A 19,253-nucleotide genomic window follows, 5' to 3' on the forward strand; every position below is an offset into this window, starting at 1 on the left:
GGGCCCGCCGGATGTCGGAGAGCGAGCGCTGCGCCGCGCAGCGTGGAGACGGAAACGATGCCGCGTTATGAACACACCGAGGTGTCCTTCGACGTGCCGCGCGACTGGGAGGACCGCTCGGTGGTGGTCTTCGCCGCGCCGGCGAAGCCCGGCCAGGGGATGATCTCCAACCTGGTCATGACGCGAGACACGCTGGCGGCGGGCGAGGACGTCCAGCGTTACGGCGACCGGCAGCTCGTCGAGATGGCCCAGCGGCTCGACGGCTTCCAGCTGTACGCGCGGCAGGAGATCACGCTCGGCGGTCAGCCGGCCGTGGAGCTCCGGTTCGGGTGGAGGGGGCAGAGCGGACCGATCGAGCAGCGGCTCGTGTTCGTCGGGGGGCGCAGGCCGACGGTGCTCAGCTTCACCGCGACCATGCCGAAGAGCGAGGCCGCGCGGCTGAACCCGGTGTTCGATCGCATCCTCGCGAGCGTGAAGCTGGGCCAGGGCTGAGGGGGCTGCGAGGCCGTGAGCGCCCTCGAAGCGGCCCGGATGGGCGACGAGATCGGCCACTCGTCCGCGTGGGCCGGCCTCATCGCGGGGGCGTGCGTCGGGCTCGCGATCGGCGGCGCGATCCTGTTCTCCGTGGTCACCGGGGGCGCCGGGGCGGTCCTCATCGGCGCGGCGGTCGCTGGCGGCGTCGGGCTCGGCGCCGGCGGCGCGCTGGCCGGCGCCGAGATCGGCAAGATGTTCGAGGGGTCCCCGTGCGGGACGATCGCGACGGGATCGCCGGACACGCTCATCGAGGGGCGCGCCGCCGCGCGCGCGGAGCTCGACGCCCTCGAGCACGGCGGCAAGAAGGTGGCGCAGGGCAGCGCCACGGTCCTCGTCAACGGGAAGCACCTGGGCCGCAGGACCGAGAAGGCCCAGTGCGGCGGCGTCGTCAGCCAGGCGGCCGTGTACACGTTCATCGGCGGCGAGACGCTGACGCTGGTGCCCGTCGAGGAGGAGGTGCCGTCATGGCTCCTGACGACCCTGCAATGGACCGCGCTGATCGCGGGCGGAGCGGCGCTCGTCCTCACGGGCGTGGGCGCCGGCGCCGTCGTCGCGGGGCTGGGGCTCACTGGCTCGCTGGCCGGCGGGTTCCTCGGCGCGCACGTGGGCGAGGCGGTGGGCGGCCTCTGGGGCGAGCGCGGCGCGCGCGTCGGCGAGATCCTCGGCGAGTTCGGCGGCAGCCTCCTCGGGGGCATCGGCGCCGCGAAGCTCGGCGAGCGGCTCGGGTGGATCCGCCCGCCCGCCGCGGAGGAGGTTCCGCTCGGGAGGAAGGGGCCGCCGAGCCCGGAGGAGGTGGCCCGCGCGCGCGCCTGGACCGACGAGCAGATGGCCTCGGGGCCCGCGGCGGATCCCGCGGCAGCCGCCAAGCTCGAGGCGAGGATCGCGGAGAACCGCGCGGCGTACGAGCGGGTGCAGCGGGGCGAGCTGGAGCACCCGAACACGACCCCCGAGCGGCTCAAGCTGGCCGTCGAGGGGGACACCGACGGCCAGCGCGTCCCGCTCACGTACAAGGATCGCGCGCAGTTCGACAGGCTGCAGTCGGACATCAGGAACGTCTTCGAGTCGGAGGGCGTCACGGACGCGACAGTGCAGCAGCTCGGCTCGGCCACGGACGGGTTCAAGGGCAACCCGGACAAGCCCTTCGGGTTCTGGTCGTCCAAATCAGACACCGATTTCGCGATCCACAGCGATCAGGCGCTGGTCCAGGCGCAGCAGGCGGGCGCGCCTTACAACGCCAAATACGGGATCTTCAAGAACGGCGAGGCGCCGAGCGCGCTGAATCCAGAGGGGAAGCCGGGGCTGGCGAACACGTCGCTCGGCAGCAAGCTCAACACGCTGGCAGAGAGGTGGAACGTGGAGATCTACGGTGAGCCCAACCCGAGCAACGGCGGCTTCGACTTCAAGCTCAACGGGGCGCGAGAGCCGAACCCGAGCTTCCCGACGATCTATCGAGGCCCCACCGCGGTCGGCGCGGCGCCCCCCGCCGCCCCGCAGGCGCCGGCGGGCAGCGCCGGGACGGCCGGCGCGGGCGGGACGGGCGTGTCGATCGATCCGCGGGACGGCGGCCGCTGAGCGGAGGTGATCATGGGCAAGACGGCAAGCACGACGCTCGCGTGGTCCTTCAAGAGCGAGCTCTCCCAGGACGAGATGCTCAGGCGGCTCGAAGCGCGGTGGCCGTCGGTGTGGGCGATCTCGGACAGCCATCATCACGGCGACTACGTCGCCGGCAAGCTCACGCCGGAGGCGGCGGCGCGCATCTACGAGGACGGCCCCAGGTTCGTGGTGCACCTGCGCTTCTCCTCGGCGGGCGGCGACGTGAAGCTGCAGCTCCTGCAGGCGCAGCAACGGCTCATCGTCGAGGTGCTCCCGCTCGTCGGCGCGCGCGACGTCGCGCCGACGGAGCCGCTCGACTGACGCTCCCCGCTCCGGTCTCCCCGCCGCGGGTAGGTGTCCTGCCCGAGCGACGGCCGCGGGCGGCGCCTCGACCGCGACCGTCGTTCAGGAGGGACCTCCCGGCGCACCGCCAGGCGGCTCAGTCCGACGCGCGCGCAGGCCGCAGCTCGTCCGTGGTGAAGACCCTCCCGAGCGCGAGCGCCTTGAGCGCGTAGCGGCTGTGCTCGAGCTGATCCTGCCTGAGGTGCGCCTCCGCGAGGACGCGCACCTTCAGGCTCGTCATCATGGGCAGCCGGTGCTCCAGGGCCTTCGGCAGGTAGAGCGGCAGCGCGCCCTGCCCGCCCGCCGCGAGCAGCGCGCGGATCCACGTGTCGCCGAGCACCTTGCGGGTCTGGTATCGCCGCTGCTCGAGCAAGAGCCGCTCGGTGTGCGCCTCGATCTGGCCGGCATGCAACGAGCGGCTCGACTGGGCGAGGTGCTCCTTCACCTGCTGGCTCAGCCTGTCCACGACGCCGGTCGAGCTCTGGAGATAAGGTGACTTCAACAGCTCCCCGATCGCGTCGATGGCGTCCTTGAGCGGCTTGTCGGGCCCCGCGAGCGGCGTGACCACGGCGACGGTGGCCCTGAGCGCCTCGACCTCGTCGAACGGGAACCGCGCCTCGCCGGTCACGAGCACGAGCGGCGGCGTGAACCGCCTCCTGTCGCCGATCGACGCGAGGAGCGCCTGAGGCACGCCGCTCGGCTCGATCGGCGACCCGTCGGTGAGCACGCCGAGGACGTCGTGGCGGTCCCGGGCCGCAGCCGCGTCGTCGGCCGGCAGGTCGTGGCGGGGGTCGAGCTCCTCGAAGTCGAGCTCGAGGACCAGGTCGCTCCACCGAGCGCGGACGCGCGGCAGCGCGGCGGGATCGAACCAGAGGAGCTCGACGACGTCGTCGGCCAGCGCGGCCGCCGGCCTCGGCGGCGACGCCCTGACCCTCGAGGGGCGCTCGTCCTCGGCCGGGGTGGGCAGCGAGGCGCGGGCCGCGCCCTCGAGCGCCCCGAATTTCTGGCCCACCGTCATCGCGGGCGCCCCTTCGTTCGTCTCCCAGAAGCCTCGGCTCCCGGCGGGCGCCATGGCGGGGGGCGGCGGTGCCGGTGGCGCCTGATCGAGGGGGCCCGCTAGCGGAGACGGCGGGGGCAGCCGCGCCAGGAGGGACGCCGCCATCGACGCCCCGGGGTCGCCCTGGGCCGCGGGCGCGCGGAACGGGAGCCCGCCGCTCGGGGGGCTCGAGTGGGGCGGCACGCTGTCGGCCCCGCGCTCCTCCGCCTTCCAGGGCAGCACCGGAGCGCGCTCGGAGCGGAGCCCGGGGAGCTGCGTCTGGGTCGCGCTCGAGGAGGAGCGCGGCGCGACGTGCCCGGAGCTCGGGGGGATGGACCTCTCGGCCTCCCCACGCGCGACCTGCAGCGGCTCCAGGCTCACCACCACGCGCCCCTGCTCTTCCGGGTGCTCCAGCGCGATCTGCGCGCGCCAGGTCAGGGCGCAGCGCCCCCGCGCGGTGTCGATCCAGAGCGTGTCGCAGCGCATGGGCGCCGATCGAGCGCCTCGCCGGCCCTCGATGATCGCCGTCGGGCGGAGGCCGGGCAGCTGGGTCACGAGGCGCGGGTGCTCGGGGTGGAGGTTCTCGAGCACGATGCGCTCGTCCTCGCGCAGCGACGCCAGCTGCTGATCGGGCGGGGCGACGTTGAAGTAGGCGGGGTCGAACCCGGCGGGCAGCGGCTTGCGGCTCCAGTCGCGGTGCGACCACCCGGCCGCGTGGCGGCCGAGCTTCTCGACGCGCGACGGCCACGTCGGGGCGATCGGACCGAAGCCCGTGGGCTCGAGCGCCTTGCTCGAGTCGGAGAGGAGCAGCCCCGGCGGCTGGAGGTTGGGCACGGCGATCTGCCCGTAGGCGTTCCGCGAGCCGGCGCTGACCCCGACCGGATTCCACGAGCCCGGCCCTCCCGCCGCGCGCTCGTAGATCAGCGGCATCTGCGAGAACGGCGGCCCCTCGTGGAGCGTCCCGTCCTGGGAGAAGATGCGGTCGCACCACACCTCGATCGACTTGTCGAGCTCGCCCACGGCGAGCCTCCCCACCAGCGAGCGCACCGGCACCTTGCCCGGAGCGAACGCGAAGCCGACGAGCACGACGTCGGCGCGCGCCTTCACGGGCGCGAGATCGCTCGCCGACTGCAGGCTCCTCGACGTCGCGTCCTCCCACGCCGCGTCGTGAGCGGTTGGCGCCTCCTGGTCGGGGGCGAGCGGCGACTCGCCGGGGCGGAGCAGGAACGTCGCCTTGCAGACGACGGTGAGCACCCAGGAGCCCGCGGAGGGTTGCCAGAGGATCGAGGCGACGGGGACGGGAGCGGCGGCAAGTACGTTCATGAGGGAGGGGGCTCCGGGGCGCTCTCGCGCCCGCTCGTTCAGCGCGGCGTCGCGGTCGAGGGCGGCGCGGGCAGCTCGCGCGTGATCTCGCCCGCGTCCATCCCCTCGGGCGGCGGCGGCTCCGACCCGGGCGACACCGGCGTGCCCTCCCAGGTCGCGCTCTTGTCCCGGCTCCCGTAGACGAACGGCGGCCGGCTCTCCAGCTCCCGCGCGATGCGGGCGAGCTCCTCGTCGAGGTAGCGCGGGTTCGCGAGCCGCTCGCGGATGCCGCTGTTCAGGTAGCCGCGGATGTCCGGGCTGTCCGGGTAGTACTTGTTGTAAACGTTGTACCGGAAGAGCGGCTTCAGCCGGTGCAGGTCCTTCGGTCCGGACGGCAGGGGCAAGAGCTCCACGAAGCTCTTCCGCTTCGCCCGCTCCTCCAGCCGGTCGAGGACGAGCTGGAGGCTGCTCTCGAGCAGGTGCGGCGCGCAGTGATCCGCGAAATCGTCGTAGAGCAGCCGCATGAGCGCCCTCGCCTCGTCGATCGGCAGCTGCGCCTGCCGCTCGCGGCCCATGCGCCGGACGAGGACCATGAACGGAGAGGGCTGGTCGCCCGTCGCGCGGATCTCCTCGGGGTCGCGGAAGTCCGGCTGGCGGTAGGGGAAATGGCGCGGGTTGATCGCGTCGAAGCCGCCGCGGCCGTAGAAGAGGATGCGCTGCCACGACAGGCGCTCTTCCGGCGTGAAGAACTCGACCTCGGCCGCGAGATCCATGTTCATCCCGAAGTACTTGCCGGGGGCCGCGGGCGCGGGGAGCGTGATCTTCCCCATCGCGTGGAGGTCGGCGAGGTACTGCATGGCGAGCTCGACCGGCGCGATGCGCAGCCAGTACGACAGCACCGTCCCGCGCGCCTCGGGGATCATGAAGATATGGGCGAGGTAGATGACGCAGAGATCCGGCGCATACGCCGGATTGACGAGCACGGTGCCGTCGCGGACGCCGCGCACCTTTCCGTCCGAGTCCCGCGCCACGAGCAGGAAGTAGCGCATGTATGTGCCCGACGGCTCGGGCGTGAACGGGTCGTCGCGCAGGAAGGCCTCGATGGCCTCCTTGCGCTCCATCTCCCCATGAGGACCGAAGCAGTCCCAGAGGATCTGATACGCCGCGTCGAAGTCCGGGTCGGAAGGGTCCTCGATCGACCAGATCTGGTATTTGCGAGTTTCGCGCTCGATCATCTCCACCACGTCCTGGTGGAAGAGATCCTTCATGCAGAGCCGGACGCGCTTCTTCAAGGATGGCTCCCGGGGTCCATGGTGCCAGACGGAGCGTTCATCTGATAGGTAATCATCGTGGCTCGCGCAGCGCTCGTCGACCCGCGTACGGACATCGATGCCGCTCGCTCCGTGTGGAGCGACGCGGACCCTGCCTATGAGCCCGTCCCTCCGCTGCGCGGGGACGCCGTGGCCGACGTGGCCATCATCGGGGGAGGGTTCACCGGAGTCTCCACGGCATACCATCTAATCCGCAGATTTCCGAGCCTCCGCGTCATGATCCTCGAGGCGCGTCACCTCGCGAACGGCGCGAGCGGCCGCAACGGCGGGATGATGCTGAACTGGGTTAACGGGGTGAGTTACCGGGATCCGGAGCTCACGCGCCGCGTCTACGAGACCACGCGCGAGGGGATCGACGGCATCGTCGGCGTGATCCAGGAGCACGGCCTCCCGGTGCGCTACCGGCGCGACGGCTGCATGGAGGTGCTCACGGACGCACGGCGGGCCGAGGCCGCCCACGCGCGCGTGGAGCAGCTCGCCTCCTGGGGCATTTCGCTACAGTACCTGGACAGCGCGGCGCTCGCGAGGCGGCTCGGCATCCACGGGGCGGCGGGGGCGGTGCTGGACGCGACCGAGGGGCAGCTCAACGGGGTCGACCTGCTGCGCGGCCTGCGCCCGCTGCTCCTGGCCAGGGGGGTCGCCCTCCACGAGGAAACGCCGGTGCTCAGCGTCCGGGAGGGGCGCACGATCGAGCTGACCACGCCGGGCGGCGTCGTCCGCGCCTCGGCCATCGTGCTCGCGACGAACGGCTACACGCCGCGGCTCGGCTACTTCAAGACCGGCATCTTCCCGCTGCACTCGCACGTGCTCGCGACCGAGCCGCTCGACGCCGAGGCGCGCGCCGCGCTCGGCTGGGGGCAGGTCGCCGGCTTCAGCGACGATCACGACCGGATCGCGTACGCCAGCATGACCCCGGCGGGCGAGATCGTCTTCGGCGGGGGCAGCAACGCGGCCTATGCCTACCTCTACGGGAACCGGACGTCCTACCCCGGCTCGCCCGGCTCGGCGGGGCCGGCGTTCGAGGCGATCCGGCGCCGGCTCACCGGATATTTCCCGGCGGCAGCGCGGCTGCGCATCGCGCACCGCTGGACGGGGACGCTCGGGATCACGATGAGCCGGCTCTGCAGCATGGGGGTGCGAGGCGAGCACCGGAACGTGTACTACGCCCTCGGGTACAGCGGCCACGGCGTGGTCCTCGCCAACCTCGCGGGCCGCGTGCTCTGCGACCTCTACGCGGGCGACGACGCGCGGTGGCGCGACCTGCCCTTCTACATGGCCCCCCTCCGGGGCGTCCCGCCGGAGCCGCTCCGCTGGCTCGGCTATCACGCGTACACGAAGCTGACGGGGCGCTCGCCGCGCCAGGGGGCGTGAGCGCGGCGCGCTTCGGCGCCGGGCGCGCCGCCGCGCGCGCCAGGCGCGCCCTCGGGAAGAACCGCCTGCTGCGGGGAGCCCGGCGCCTCGCGGCCGCCGTCGCCGGCCGCGCCGTCGGCGACGGCGGCGTCGCCGAGGGCGCGCGCGTGCCCTCGGACGGCGAGGGCGCGCGCGTGCCCGCGGACGCCGAGGGCGTGCCCGCGGACGCCGAGGGCGTGCCCGCGGACGCCGAGCAGGCTTGCGTGGCCGGAGCGCGGGGCGCTATTCGATGCGGGGCCATGTTCTGCGCGCGCTGCCATCGGGAGTACGACGCGGGCCATCGGTTCTGCCCGTACGACGGCGCGGAGCTCGCCGAGGAGCGGCGCATCGACCTGTTCCGCTTCAAGCCGACCCGGCTGCGGGGCACCATCCTCGGGGAGCGCTACGAGGTGCGCGGCTACCTCGGCAAGGGGGCGATGGCGCGCGTCTACCTCGCGCTCGAGCTCGAGACAGGGCAGCCGGTCGCGATCAAGGTCCTGGAGTCGTTCGCCGCCCGGGCGGAGCGGACCCGCGAGCGGTTCGTGCGCGAGGCGCAGAGCGCCGCCATCATCGGGCACCCGAACATCGTCAAGGTGCTCGACGCCGGCACGCGCTCCGCCGACGGCGCCCCCTACCTCGTCATGGAGTACCTCTTCGGCGAGTCGCTCGGCGATTGGCTCCGGCGCGAGCGCCGCATGGACCCGGACCTCGCCATCCCGGTGCTGTCGCAGGCCGCCTCCGGGCTCGCCGCCGCGCACCGGGCCGGCATCATCCACCGCGACGTGAAGCCCGACAACATCTACCTCGTGGGCGCGCAGGGCGACCCGTACGCGGTGAAGGTGCTCGACTTCGGCCTGGCGAAGATGCAGGCCGCCGACCACATCACGGCGACCGGCACGGCGGTGGGCACCCTCGAGTACATGGCGCCCGAGCAGGTCCTGAGCGATCGGCCCGACGCCCGCACCGACGTCTACGGGCTCGGCATCGTCATGTTCCGGACCTTCACCGGCGAGCTCCCGTTCCCGCGCTCCGAGCAGGCGGAGCTCCTCGCCCGGCAGCTCGCGACGCCGCCGCCCCGCCCCTCCGAGAAGCGCCGCAGCATCGACCCGTCGCTCGAGGCCGTGATCCTGAAGGCGATCCGGAAGCGCCCGGAGAACCGCTATCCCTCGATGGAGGCGTTCATCGAGGACCTCGAGCGGCTGGCCGGCGATCGGGACGGGCCGCTCTCGGCGGAAGAGCCGCTCCCCGAGCCGAACGACGTCTATGTCCCGCAGGGATCGTTTGCCAGGAACGCGGCGATCTACTTCTATAGGCGGCTCGGCATGGAAGCCCCACGCTTCGACTGATCAACACCACCTCCCGCGGGCGCTTCCCGCCATCCAGGAGATCCGCGTTACCATGGCCTACTCTGCTGCATTTCGATGTCTGACCGGCTGTCCCGGGAGCTACCCGCTGACGCAGCCGCTCTACCGCTGCCCCACCTGCGGCGGCCTGCTCGACGTCGCCCACGACATCGAGGCGCTCCGCGACCGGAGCCCCGCCACGTGGATGAAGCTCTTCGACGAGCGCTACAAGCGCACGGTGTGGCCCTACGGCTCCGGGGTCTGGGGCAAGCGGGAGTGGGTCGCTCCCGAGGTCCCTGACGAGGCCATCGTGTCGATGGACGAGGGCGGCACCAACCTGTTCTGGGCTGACCGTTACGGCCGCTCGCTCGGGCTCGACGAGGTCTGGGTGAAGCTCTGCGGCAACAGCCATACGGGGTCGTTCAAGGACCTCGGGATGACGGTGCTCGTCTCGGTGGTGAACAAGGCGATCCGCGAGGGCCTCGAGGTGCGCGCGATCGCGTGCGCCTCGACGGGGGACACCTCGGCGTCGCTCGCGGCGTACGGCGCGGCGGCCGGGCTGCCCGTCGTCGTGCTGCTGCCGCGCGGCAAGGTGTCGATGGCGCAGCTCGTCCAGCCGATCGCGTCGGGGGCGCTGGTCCTGTCGCTCGACACCGACTTCGACGGCTGCATGGCCATCGTGCAGCGCCTCTCGGCCGACGGCGTCGTCTACCTGGCGAACTCGATGAACGCCCTGCGCCTCGAGGGCCAGAAGACCGTTGCCTTCGAGATCGTGCAGCAGTTCGACTGGACGCTGCCCGACTGGGTCGTCCTGCCGAGCGGCAACCTCGGCAACGCCTACGCCCTCTACGCCGGCTTCAAGATGCTGAAGGACCTCGGGCTGACGACGCGCTTCCCCCGCCTCTGCGTGGCGCAGGCGGAGCGGGCCAACCCGCTCTACCGGGCGTGGGCCGAGGGGCGGAGCGAGGTCGTGCCGATGAAGGCGGGCGAGACGCTGGCGAGCGCGATCCAGATCGGCAACCCGGTGAGCGCGCCGAGGGCGATGATGGCGCTCCAGGCGATGAACGGCGTCGCCGAGCAGGTGACCGAGGACGAGCTCTGCGACGCGGCGGCCCGCGCCGACCGCACCGGGATGTACACCTGCCCGCACACGGCGGTCGCCCTCGCCGCCCTGGAGAAGCTCGTGAAGAAGGGCCTCGTGGAGAAGCGCCAGCGGGTCGTGGTGGTCTCGACGGCGAACGGCCTCAAGTTCACGGAATTCAAGGTGAAATACCACGAGCGCGCGCTCTCGGACGTGACCAGCCGGCACGCCAACCCGCCGGTCGAGCTGCCGCCCGACTACGATCGCGTCCTCGCCGCGCTGGACAAGCACGCGGCGCACAAGGCGCAAGAGCGGTGAGCGCGCCGGGCGGACCAGGCCTGCCGGCGCGCTGAGCGGCCGCGGCGCGCGCGGTCGCCGCCGCGCCCGGTCCTCCGCTCCGGCGCGACGCCTCCGCTCCGGCGCGACGCCTCCGCTCCGCGCGCCGGCAGGCCTGGCCGATGCCTGGCCGGGCGCGCCTTGACGCGCCTCTGCTCGCCGGCATCCTCGTCCGGCAGAGGCCTCCGTGGACATCCGCCACCGCACGCTGCTGTCCTTCGCCCCCCTCCTGACGGTGGCGGTCGCGCTGGCGGTCTTCATCCCCCTCGTCAACGCGAAGCTCTCGCGGATCTCCGCGCAGCAGCTGCGCACGCTGAGCGACCTCGTCGACATGCAGGACATGGAGCTCTCGGTCCTCGGCCAGCGCGAGGTCGTCGGCCAGGCCTTCCGCGGGTTCAACGCGTCCCTGTACGCGCTCGATTACGCGAGCCGCCGGGACCAGACGCTCGCGCACTTCAACAGGTCGCCGGGCGAGGAGGCCGACACGTCGCGGGCCGAGGAGGGCGCGCCGGACGAGCAGCTCTGGCAGCACCTCGCCGCGGTGTACGCCGAGCTCGACGCGCAGCACGCGGCGATCCTGGGCGCGCTGCAGGAGGGGGACACGGCGCGGGCGACGTCGGTGTTCTATGGCAAGGCCCAGCAGCTGACCCACGTGCTCCTCGCGAGCGCGCGGGTGGGCCAGGCGCAGGACAGGGAGCGGCTCGACGAGCTCGAGGTGAAGAGCCGCACGCTCAAGCAGCGCGCGCTGTTCGGGCTCGCGGTCGGCGTCGGGGGCGGCATCTTCCTGGCGGTGACCTTCGCGTGGCTCCTGATCCGCGAGATCGTGCGCCCGATCGAGCAGCTCGCCGCGGACGCGGCGCGGTACGCCTCGGGCGACGTCTCCGGAGAGCTCAGCCCCGTCGGGAAGATCAAGCAGCTGAAGCACCTCCGGGGCGCCTTCCAGCACCTGCTCGGCGTGACCCTGGCGCGGCAGGAACGCCTCCAGCGCGCCCACGTCGACCTGGAGGAGCAGGTCGCCCGCGAGCAGCAGCTCCGGGCGACGGTGCAGGCCCTCAACGAGGACCTCGAGCGGGCCAAGGACGAGCTGGAGCGGCGCGTGGAGGAGCGGACCGGGGAGCTCACCGTCGCGAACGAGCGGCTCCAGGTCGAGCTCGTCGAGCGGGGGCGCGCGGAGGCGGCGCTGAAGGCGAGCGAGGAGAAGCTCCGGCAGCTGAACGAGGCGCTGGAGCAGCGGGTCGTCGAGCGCACGGCGGAGCTCGCGGCGGCCCAGCGCCAGCTGCTCGACACGGCGCGGCGCGCGGGGATGGCGGAGGTCGCCACCAACGTGGTGCACAACATCGGCAACGTGCTGAACACCGTCAACGTCTCGGCCAAGCTCATCGCGGAGGAGCTCGGCGGCGCCAGGCTGACGAAGCTCGAGCGGGCGGCGCAGCTCCTCGCGCGCCACAAGGACGACCCCGGGAGGTTCCTCACCGAGGACGAGCGAGGGCGACACCTCATCGCCTACCTGGAGGCGCTGGCGGCGGCGCTCCAGGGCGATCGCCAGCGCGTCCTGAGCTACGTCGAGCAGCTCGGCAAGAGCGTCGACCACATCAAGGACATCGTCCGGACGCAGCAGACCTACGCCGGCGCCACCACCGTGGTCGAGCCCGTGCAGCTCTCGGACCTCGTGGAGGACGCCCTCCGGATGAACGACGTGGCCCTCACGCGGCCGCACATCAAGGTCGTGAAGGACTTCGCGTGCCCGCGCCCGGTCTACGTCGACAAGCACAGGCTCCTGCAGATCCTGATGAACCTCATCAGCAACGCGAAGTACGCGATGGACGAGCTGCCCGGGAAGGAGCACGAGCTCACGCTGCGGGTCGAGGCGGGCGGGACCGGCAGAGAAGGGGTCGTGCGGATCTCGGTGCGGGACTCGGGGGTGGGCATCGCCAGAGAGCACCTGACCCGGATCTTCTCTCACGGGTTCACGACCCGCAGGGGCGGCCACGGCTTCGGGCTGCACAGCTGCGCGCTGGCGGCCGAGGAGATGAGCGGCACCCTGTCGGCGAGCAGCGACGGCGCGGGCCGCGGGGCCACCTTCACGCTCGAGCTCCCGGCGCGGCTCGGGAGCGCCGCCCCGCCGCGCGCCCCGGAGGCCTGAGCGGGCCTGAGCGGGGATGAGCGGCCGCGCTGCCCGCGTTACGCGCGCGACCGCGGGCGGCGCCGCCGGCGCTTCCCGCGGGCGGACGCGGAGGTCATCGCCGAGGCGATGCCGTTCTGCAGCGTGTTGTGCGTGACGATCCCGCTCATGTCGACGCCGAGCTCGACGAGCGTCCTGGCGACGTCGGGGCGCAGGCCGGTGATGATCACCTCCGAGCCGAGGAGGCGAACCGCGACCGCCGCGCGCAGGAGCTCGTCGGCGCACTGGCCGTCGATGTGCGGCACCCCGGTGATGTCGAGGATCGCGACGTGCGCCCGGCGGGCCGCGACGCCGCGGACCAGCGTCTCCTGCACCCGGCGCGTCCGCTGCGCGTCGAGGGCGCCGACGAGCGGCATCACGACGATGTCGTCGCTGATGGGGATGAGCGGGGTAGACAGCGCCGCGAGGATCTCGTTCTGCGCCCGGAGCGCCTCCTCCCGGGCGCGCCGCGCCTCGGCCTCGGCCTCGGCGCGCTTGCGCTCGGTGATGTCCCGCACGATCACGACCGCCTCGGCGCGGTCGCTCCCGGCGATCCGGACCTCGTAGTCGCGCGTGCCTTCCCTCAGCTGCTCCTGGTACTCGAAGACGTGCGTGGCCTCGTCGGTGAGCGCGCGCGCGACGCGCTCGGCGATCTGCTCCGCCACGCGGGCGGGGAACACGTCGGAGACGTGCCTGTGCAGGAAGTCCCCGGCGCGGAGCGACGGCCTCGACTCGCGGGACGCCTTGAAGTCCAGGCACACGCCGTCGCTGCTGAGCCGGAGGATCGTGTCGGGGATGGCGTCGAGGAGCGCGCGGTTGTTCGCCTCGCTCCGGCGCAGGGCGGCCTCGACGCGCTTGCTGCCGATGAAGTGGCCGGCCTTGGCGGCGACGGCGAGCAGCACGTCGAGCAGCCGCGGGTCGGGCTCGCGCCGCTCGGCATCCATGAGCTCCAGCACCGCCGCGACCTGCGCGTCGGCGCGGACCGCGATGGGGAGCTCGACCGCGAAGCGCAGGCCCGCGCGCCGCGCCGCCCGCGCGCGCGGGTCGTCGTCGACCGCATCGAGGTCGCTGAACCAGCTCGGCTCACCCTGGGCGAACGCGCGTCCGGGCAGCCCCGCGTCGCGGGCGAACCGGGTGCCCCGGGTCGCCGCCTCGAGCTCGGCCGCGTCGTCGGGCGCGGCGCTCCAGGTGTGCTCGCAGCGCAGCCCGTCGCTCTCGTCGTCGCCGAGCCACAGGGCCGCGTACCGGAAGCCGAGCGTCTCGCCGAGCGCGCCGAGGAGCGCCAGGATGCCCTCGGACAGCGTGGTCGACTCGACCAGGATCCTGGTCACCGTGTACTGCGCCGAGACATTGTAGTTGGCCTCGGAGAGGGCGCGGCGCTGGTTCCACTTCTCGGTGAGCGCGAAGGCCATCTGCCGGACCTCGTTGGGGTCGAACGGCTTCGCGAGGATGAGGAGGTTGTCGGTGGTCCCGAACCGCGTGGAGATCTCCTCCCACGAGTAATCCGAGTACGCCGAGCAGATGACCGCCTGGATGGCGGCGTCTTCCTTCCAGATGCGGGAGAGCGTCTCGATGCCGTCCCACCCGGGCGGCATGCGCACGTCGACGAAGACGAGGGCGTACGGGGCGCCGGCCTGCTGCGCCTCGCGGACCTTCTCCAGCCCCTCCGCCCCCTGGGTCGCGCACGTGAGCTCGAACCTCACCGGCCTCCGGCCAGGCGACTCGCGGAACAGCGCCGACTCGAGGCTATCGAAGGCCGAGGCCTCCGCGTCGGACCGGAGGATCCTGCGGAAGTCCTCGTGGATGGCCTCGTTGTCGTCGATCAGCAGAATGCGCCGGTTCTGTTGCCAGCTGGGGTCCCGCATGGCCGAGTCCTCGGGGCGTGAGGTCAGAGGCCCTATTCAACCGGAGGCGCGCCCTCGCCGTCCACCGGCGGCGTCGGCAGCGGCCGCGGCCGGTGGTCGCCCGCGTTCGGTGAGTCGTCCTCCGTCGACGGCGGCGGCTGGGTCGGCCCGGGCGGGGGCGGCGGCGGGGCGCTCCCCGGCTCGTCGCCGTCCCTCGGCGCGGCCTCCGAGGCGCCGAGCGGCAGGTTCATGCCGCCGGGTTTCCTCGTGGTCGTGGTCGGGCCCGGCGCGTCGGTGGTCTTGCCGCGGCCTCGCGCCGCGGGCGAGTCCGCGGCGTGCGGGTCGAACCGAGGCCTTTTCAGCGCGCCGTGGACGTGCCAGCCGTAGAAGCCGTCGGCGCGCTTCGACCGCTTCATCTTCGGCTGCTGCATCTCGATGAGCCCGGGGACGTTCGACCCCGGCGCGCCGAGCAGCGACTTCGTCAGATCGCTCTTGCCCCGGTACGCGTCGGTGAACTTGAAGCGGACGTAGAGGTCCGCCGTGGAGTTGTTCCACGGCTCGCGCATGTTGACCTTGCCGTCGCCGTCGAGCTCGAGGTCCGAGCCGTTCGCGGTCATCTTCGTGACCTTGAGGACGCCGTCCTTCGCCTCCGCCGACAGGAGCAGCTCGCCCAGCTTGGCCTCCGGGAGCGCGATGAGCCCCTGGATCTTCGTCTTGCCGTCGCCGACCGAGACCTCCTTGGCCGAGACCTCGAGCGCGCCGTTCGCCTTGTTGAACTTGCCCTCCGGCGCGTCGAGGTCGAGGTTCGCGCTCAGCGTGCCGGCGATGGGGAGGCCGAGGATGTCGCCGAGCGGGCCCACCTTGGCGAGCTCCACGTTCGAGACCTCGACGTGCATCTCGCCGCCCGATTTGCCCATCGGGACCACGCCCTCGACCTCTCCGCCGAAGACGCTCGCCCAGAACGAGACCCGCATCCGCCCGATCAGCATGGGCAGGATCTTGAGCCGGGCGTGCGCCTCCTCGATCTCGATGACGCTCGGCTTCGGCGCGCCTTCCTTCGCGGCGTCGCCCGAGGCGAAGGCGGCGGCGGCGTTCGGCCTGCTGCCCGAGCCGAGCTCGTTCGGCGGCATGATGAGCCGCACGCCCCGCATCTCGACCCCCGTGAACCAGTACGCGTCGAGCTCGTCGATCTCGAGGCGCTGCGCCGGGCCGGCGCCGCGCTTCTGCTGCGCGCGATCGAACTCGGCGATCAGCCGGTCCTTGAGCCGGTCATAGGGGAACGTGAGGTAGCCGAAGAGCCCCAGACAGAAGAGGTAGAAGGCCGGATAGGCCGCCCATTTCGCGATCTTGAGGAGCCGCGCCTTCATGGCTCTTCCTCCTCGACGTTGTCAGCTGGGGTCGCGGCCGGCGCCGGGCTCGCCGGCTGGGGGTCGCCCTTCCGGTCGAACGCGGACACGCCGAGCTCCACCTCGTACGAGTCCGGCTCGCCGGCGCGCGGCTTGATGTTCAGCCTCGTCACCGCGACCGGGTGGCCCGAGCTCTCGAAGCGCTCGAGCATCTTGGCGAGCCCGAGCATCCCGATCCTGTGCATCTTCACCACCGTGACCCGCTCGGTGTACTTCTTCCCGTGCGGGACGTCGGGGCGGTCCTGCGACTCGGCCGCCGCGAGCCCCTGCTGCTTCGCCGCGTCCTCGATGTAGCCGGCGAGGGGCGGCGCCGGCCGCGCGTAGCGCGCGACCAGCGCGTCCTTCTGCGCCTTCCGCTCGCTGACCTTCCCCGAGGCCTCGTAGATCGACTGGAGCAGATCGCGCACCTCCTGGTTCTCGGTGCGCTTGCTGGAGGCGACGCTCGCGAGCCCGATCGGCGCGATCAGGAGCACGCACACCGCCAGGAAGCCGAGCAGGATGGTGAGGAGCCGGCGCTCGCGCGGCTCCAGCTTGTCGAGTCGCTCGCGGAGCGTCATCGCGATCCCTCCGGTTTGTCCGACGCGCCCGCCGAGGCGCTTTCCGCCGCGTCCGCCGCGCCGGTCTTCTTCTTCTTCTTGTCCTCGCACCGGAGATCCAGCTCGAGGACGTACTTGTGCTTGCCCTCCGTGAACTGGCTCGTGCGCGTGATCTTCACGTCGCGGAAGCAGCGGTGTTCCTTCATGTGATCCGCGATGATCTGCGCGTCCGACACCGACGGGACCACGCCCTGGATGGTCGTGTGGCCGCGGTTCACGTCGAGCTCGACCACGTCGTGCGTGATCTCCTTCGGGACCGCCTTCGAGAGCTGCACCATGACGTCGAAGGCGTCGACGCGGGGCATCGGGTCCTCGTCGGCCGCCCCGGGGCCCTGCTCGAGCAGCTCGCGGGCCTTCTCCGGGTCGCTCGTCTCCTCGCCGAGGATGTCGTGGGAGGCGGTCGCGAGCGAGGCGAGCAAGAGCTCCCGCTCCGCGTCGAGGGTGCGCAGCTCCGCGACGATGGAGAACCCGAAGCTCAGCGCGATGACGGTGCCGAGGCCGGCGAGGATCGGGATCTTCTCGCGCAAGAACGGATAGCTGCGCTCGGCCTCCAGCGCGCCCTTCCTGAGGTTGAACCCCTTGGTCTTCGGCGTCAGCCCGAGCGCCAGCCCGACCGCCTTGGCGAAGCGGGGCAGCGCCGTGGCCTGCTCGGCCGTGAGCCCCTCGAGGCGCGGGACCGGCAGCGGCAGGATCGTGAGGCCGAGCTGGGCCTGCAGGAACACCTCCGCGCCCTGCGCGGTCGCGCCGCCGCCGACGAGGTACATCCCGGCGAGCGGCTCGCCGCCGAGGTTGCGCCACGCCGCGAGGGTCTGGCGCAGCTCGCGCGCGAGCGCCGGCGCCGTGCCCGGGAGCCCGGCCGTCCCCCGCGACAGCGTCCGGGCGAAGACCGGCTCCCCGCCGGAGAGGATCACGATCTCGGACGTGAGGTGGTCGAGGTCGAGGATCGCGATGGGGCCGCCCGCGCCGGCGGTGAGCGGCGGCGAGGCGAGCTCCGGCATCACCGCCTCGAGGTTGGCGAGCGCCACCGCGCCGAGGGCGACGCGCTCCGGCTCGAAGCCGAGCGCCTCCTTCACGACGGCGATGCGCTCGCGCACGTCGTCCGCGCGCGCGACGGCGGCGAAGACCGGCAGCGTCTCGACGCCGGGCGGGCGCCTGAGGAGGCGGTAGTCGAAGACGGCGTCCTCCATCTCGAACGGCACGGTGGCCTCGAGCTCGAAGCCGAGGACGTTCTCGACCTCCTTCTGCGCGGCCGCGGGCAGGTCGAGGCGGCGGTAGAACGACCGCTCTCCGGAGATCGCGATCGCCGCGGCGTCGGGGCGGAGGAGCCCCACGGCGGCGCGGATCGCCTCGGCCTCCGAGACGGCGTCCGTGACGGCCACCTCGCCGAGCGCCTCGACGAAGACCCTCCTGTAGGCGGTGCGGATGAGCGCCGTCCGCACCACGGATTTCCCAGCATCTATCCCGAGCAGCCTGTGCATTTCCGCGCTTCTTCCCGGAGGGGTGTCCTATTCGATGCGATAGTAGATGATCGTCCCGGCGGGGTTCGATCGGACCTGGTCTTCGAAGCTTGACTGCGTCGCGCCGCCGGCGCCGCCTGCACCGCTGGCGCCCGCACCACCGGTGCCGCCGCCTCCGCCCGCACCACCGACGCCGGCGCTGAGCTTTTCTGCCTTGGATATGTCGAGCACCGCGTGGACGCGCACGCGCGTCTCGCGCTTGTTCCCCGGGACGATGCCATCGGCATAGATGCTCAGGAAATTGGTCTTGTTGCCGATGAGCCCCTGCTTCTGCATCGCGCTCTGGTTCTGCTTGAACTTGACGGGCTCGACGCCCATGGCCTTGAGCTGCTGCCCCAGCATGGACCCCATGGACTGCCCTTCTTTCTGGGTCATGGCCGAGACGTAATCGCCCGCGGAAGGGAAGATGAGCCCTCCGGTCATGCTCTGCACGAGCGAGACGACGGTGAGGAAGGCCGTCATCTGGTTGACGTCGGTGCAGAGCGGCGTCGCGGCGGGATCCGCCAGCATGTTGGGGCTGCACGTGAGCGCGAGGAGCGCCTGCGGGCTCGCCGTGACCACGTTGATGCCCTGCTTGCGGTTGCCCCAGACGGTCAGGACCCTCTTGTCTGGATCGTTCGAGTCCGGCTCGACGAACGTCGCCCAGAAGTCGTCGCTCATGCCCCGGACCAGCCGCAGCTCATCGAGCGAGTCGTACGGGGCGTTCTTGCGCTGATAGGCGAGGCCGAGCGTCTGGTAAAAGCTGTCCTCGGCGCCGTTCGAGACGGGGGCGTCCGGCGAGGGATCACAGCTGAAGGCCTGGTCTCCAGGGTCGGCCCAGTCGACGAGCGCCCCGCAGATGATCCTGCGGTCGGAGAACTGGCCGTCGCCGTCGCGCTCCTCGAAGAGCGCGTTGTACTGCGCGGGGGCCATGAGGCCGAGCAGCTGCCCCGCGACGTCGAGCTGGGCCTGGAGCCCGCCGACGTCGTCGGCGGCGCGGTTGACGTTGATCTTCGAGTCCTCGTCGATGATCTTGAGCTCGAAGCGGCCGCCGCCGGTGAGCCCCAGGTTCTTGCCCGCCGCGCCGCTCTCGCCCGCAGGCGCCGGCGGCGGCTCCGCGTCGGGCGCGGCGAGCTGCGCGTTGAAGGGGCCGAGGAACATGTCGGTGAACTTCCAGATCGGCACCTGGATGTTGCTCCCCCTCATGCCGATCATCGCGAGCATCGGCGCGATCGCCGTGCTGACGCTCGGCTCGGCGGCGATGAGCATCCGCGACAGGTTCACGGCGCTCTTCGCGTAGTACTCGGCCCGGAGCGCGTCGCGATCGGCGAGCGCCGCGGAGAGCTCGGTCGAGGTCTCCTCCTGGAGCTCGGTCAGGAACACGGTGAGCACCGTGATCGCGCCGAGCACCATGACCAGCGCCACGCCCCGGCGGTCGCCTCGCCTCTGGAAGCGGCGGCGCG

At 72.2% G+C, this 19,253-nt stretch carries 14 protein-coding genes; 7 read left to right on the forward strand and 7 right to left on the reverse strand.

The features are described 5' to 3' along the window. The first annotated feature begins 57 nt into the window (after positions 1–57). Genes WME85_RS52945 through WME85_RS52955 form a run of 3 tightly spaced genes read left to right on the forward strand, consistent with a single transcriptional unit; the run spans position 58 to position 2,448 of the window. Complete coding sequence (locus tag WME85_RS52945; protein ID WP_437306745.1) at positions 58–492, forward strand: DcrB-related protein; 435 nt, start codon at positions 58–60, stop codon at positions 490–492. Positions 493–507: 15 nt separating this feature from the next. Then, the gene (locus WME85_RS52950; protein WP_437833491.1) at positions 508–2,106 is read left to right on the forward strand and encodes a PAAR domain-containing protein; all 1,599 of its coding nucleotides are present in this window, start codon (positions 508–510) and stop codon (positions 2,104–2,106) included. A 12-nt stretch (positions 2,107–2,118) separates the two neighbouring features. Then, a complete protein-coding gene (locus tag WME85_RS52955) occupies positions 2,119–2,448 on the forward strand; it encodes a hypothetical protein (RefSeq protein WP_437833493.1) in 330 nt (109 codons plus the stop codon). 118 nt (positions 2,449–2,566) lie between these two features. Here WME85_RS52955 and WME85_RS52960 read toward each other — a convergent pair whose 3' ends face one another. Beyond that, positions 2,567–4,828, reverse strand: coding sequence for a DUF2169 family type VI secretion system accessory protein (locus tag WME85_RS52960; protein WP_437833495.1), 2,262 nt, complete (start codon positions 4,826–4,828; stop codon positions 2,567–2,569). A gap of 38 nt (positions 4,829–4,866) precedes the next feature. Next, positions 4,867–6,099: a hypothetical protein gene (locus WME85_RS52965; protein ID WP_437833498.1), complete on the reverse strand. Its 1,233-nt coding sequence runs from the start codon at positions 6,097–6,099 to the stop codon at positions 4,867–4,869. Positions 6,100–6,156: 57 nt separating this feature from the next. Between WME85_RS52965 and WME85_RS52970 the strand changes: the two genes are divergently transcribed. The 4 genes from WME85_RS52970 to WME85_RS52985 all read left to right on the forward strand — a co-directional run bounded on the left by WME85_RS52970 (position 6,157) and on the right by WME85_RS52985 (position 12,430). Further along, the gene (locus WME85_RS52970) at positions 6,157–7,509 is read left to right on the forward strand and encodes an NAD(P)/FAD-dependent oxidoreductase (RefSeq protein ID WP_437833500.1); all 1,353 of its coding nucleotides are present in this window, start codon (positions 6,157–6,159) and stop codon (positions 7,507–7,509) included. After that, positions 7,506–8,873, forward strand: a complete 1,368-nt coding sequence (locus WME85_RS52975) for a serine/threonine-protein kinase (RefSeq protein ID WP_437833502.1) — start codon at positions 7,506–7,508, stop codon at positions 8,871–8,873. The genes WME85_RS52970 and WME85_RS52975 overlap by 4 nt, the downstream gene beginning before the upstream one ends. Positions 8,874–8,925: 52 nt before the next feature. Then, complete coding sequence (gene thrC, locus WME85_RS52980; RefSeq protein ID WP_437306752.1) at positions 8,926–10,269, forward strand: threonine synthase; 1,344 nt, start codon at positions 8,926–8,928, stop codon at positions 10,267–10,269. 205 nt (positions 10,270–10,474) lie between these two features. Continuing rightward, the gene (locus WME85_RS52985; RefSeq protein WP_437833505.1) at positions 10,475–12,430 is read left to right on the forward strand and encodes an ATP-binding protein; all 1,956 of its coding nucleotides are present in this window, start codon (positions 10,475–10,477) and stop codon (positions 12,428–12,430) included. A gap of 38 nt (positions 12,431–12,468) precedes the next feature. On the opposite strand, the gene WME85_RS52990 is transcribed toward WME85_RS52985, so the two are convergent. Genes WME85_RS52990 through WME85_RS53010 form a run of 5 tightly spaced genes read right to left on the reverse strand, consistent with a single transcriptional unit; the run spans position 12,469 to position 19,215 of the window. Continuing rightward, positions 12,469–14,313, reverse strand: coding sequence for an STAS domain-containing protein (locus WME85_RS52990; RefSeq protein ID WP_437833508.1), 1,845 nt, complete (start codon positions 14,311–14,313; stop codon positions 12,469–12,471). 32 nt (positions 14,314–14,345) lie between these two features. Beyond that, complete coding sequence (gene gspN / locus WME85_RS52995) at positions 14,346–15,659, reverse strand: type II secretion system protein GspN (RefSeq protein WP_437833511.1); 1,314 nt, start codon at positions 15,657–15,659, stop codon at positions 14,346–14,348. Next, complete coding sequence (locus tag WME85_RS53000) at positions 15,656–16,255, reverse strand: hypothetical protein (protein ID WP_437833514.1); 600 nt, start codon at positions 16,253–16,255, stop codon at positions 15,656–15,658. The genes gspN and WME85_RS53000 overlap by 4 nt, the downstream gene beginning before the upstream one ends. Then, on the reverse strand, positions 16,252–17,772 hold the full coding sequence (gene pilM / locus WME85_RS53005) for a type IV pilus biogenesis protein PilM (protein WP_437833517.1): 1,521 nt from the start codon (positions 17,770–17,772) through the stop codon (positions 16,252–16,254). The genes WME85_RS53000 and pilM overlap by 4 nt, the downstream gene beginning before the upstream one ends. 27 nt (positions 17,773–17,799) lie before the next feature. Continuing rightward, a complete protein-coding gene (locus WME85_RS53010; RefSeq protein ID WP_437833520.1) occupies positions 17,800–19,215 on the reverse strand; it encodes a general secretion pathway protein GspK in 1,416 nt (471 codons plus the stop codon). Positions 19,216–19,253 lie beyond the last annotated feature (38 nt).

It is taken from the genome of Sorangium sp. So ce1153, assembly GCF_051521595.1.
Classification (GTDB): domain Bacteria; phylum Myxococcota_A; class Polyangia; order Polyangiales; family Polyangiaceae; genus Sorangium.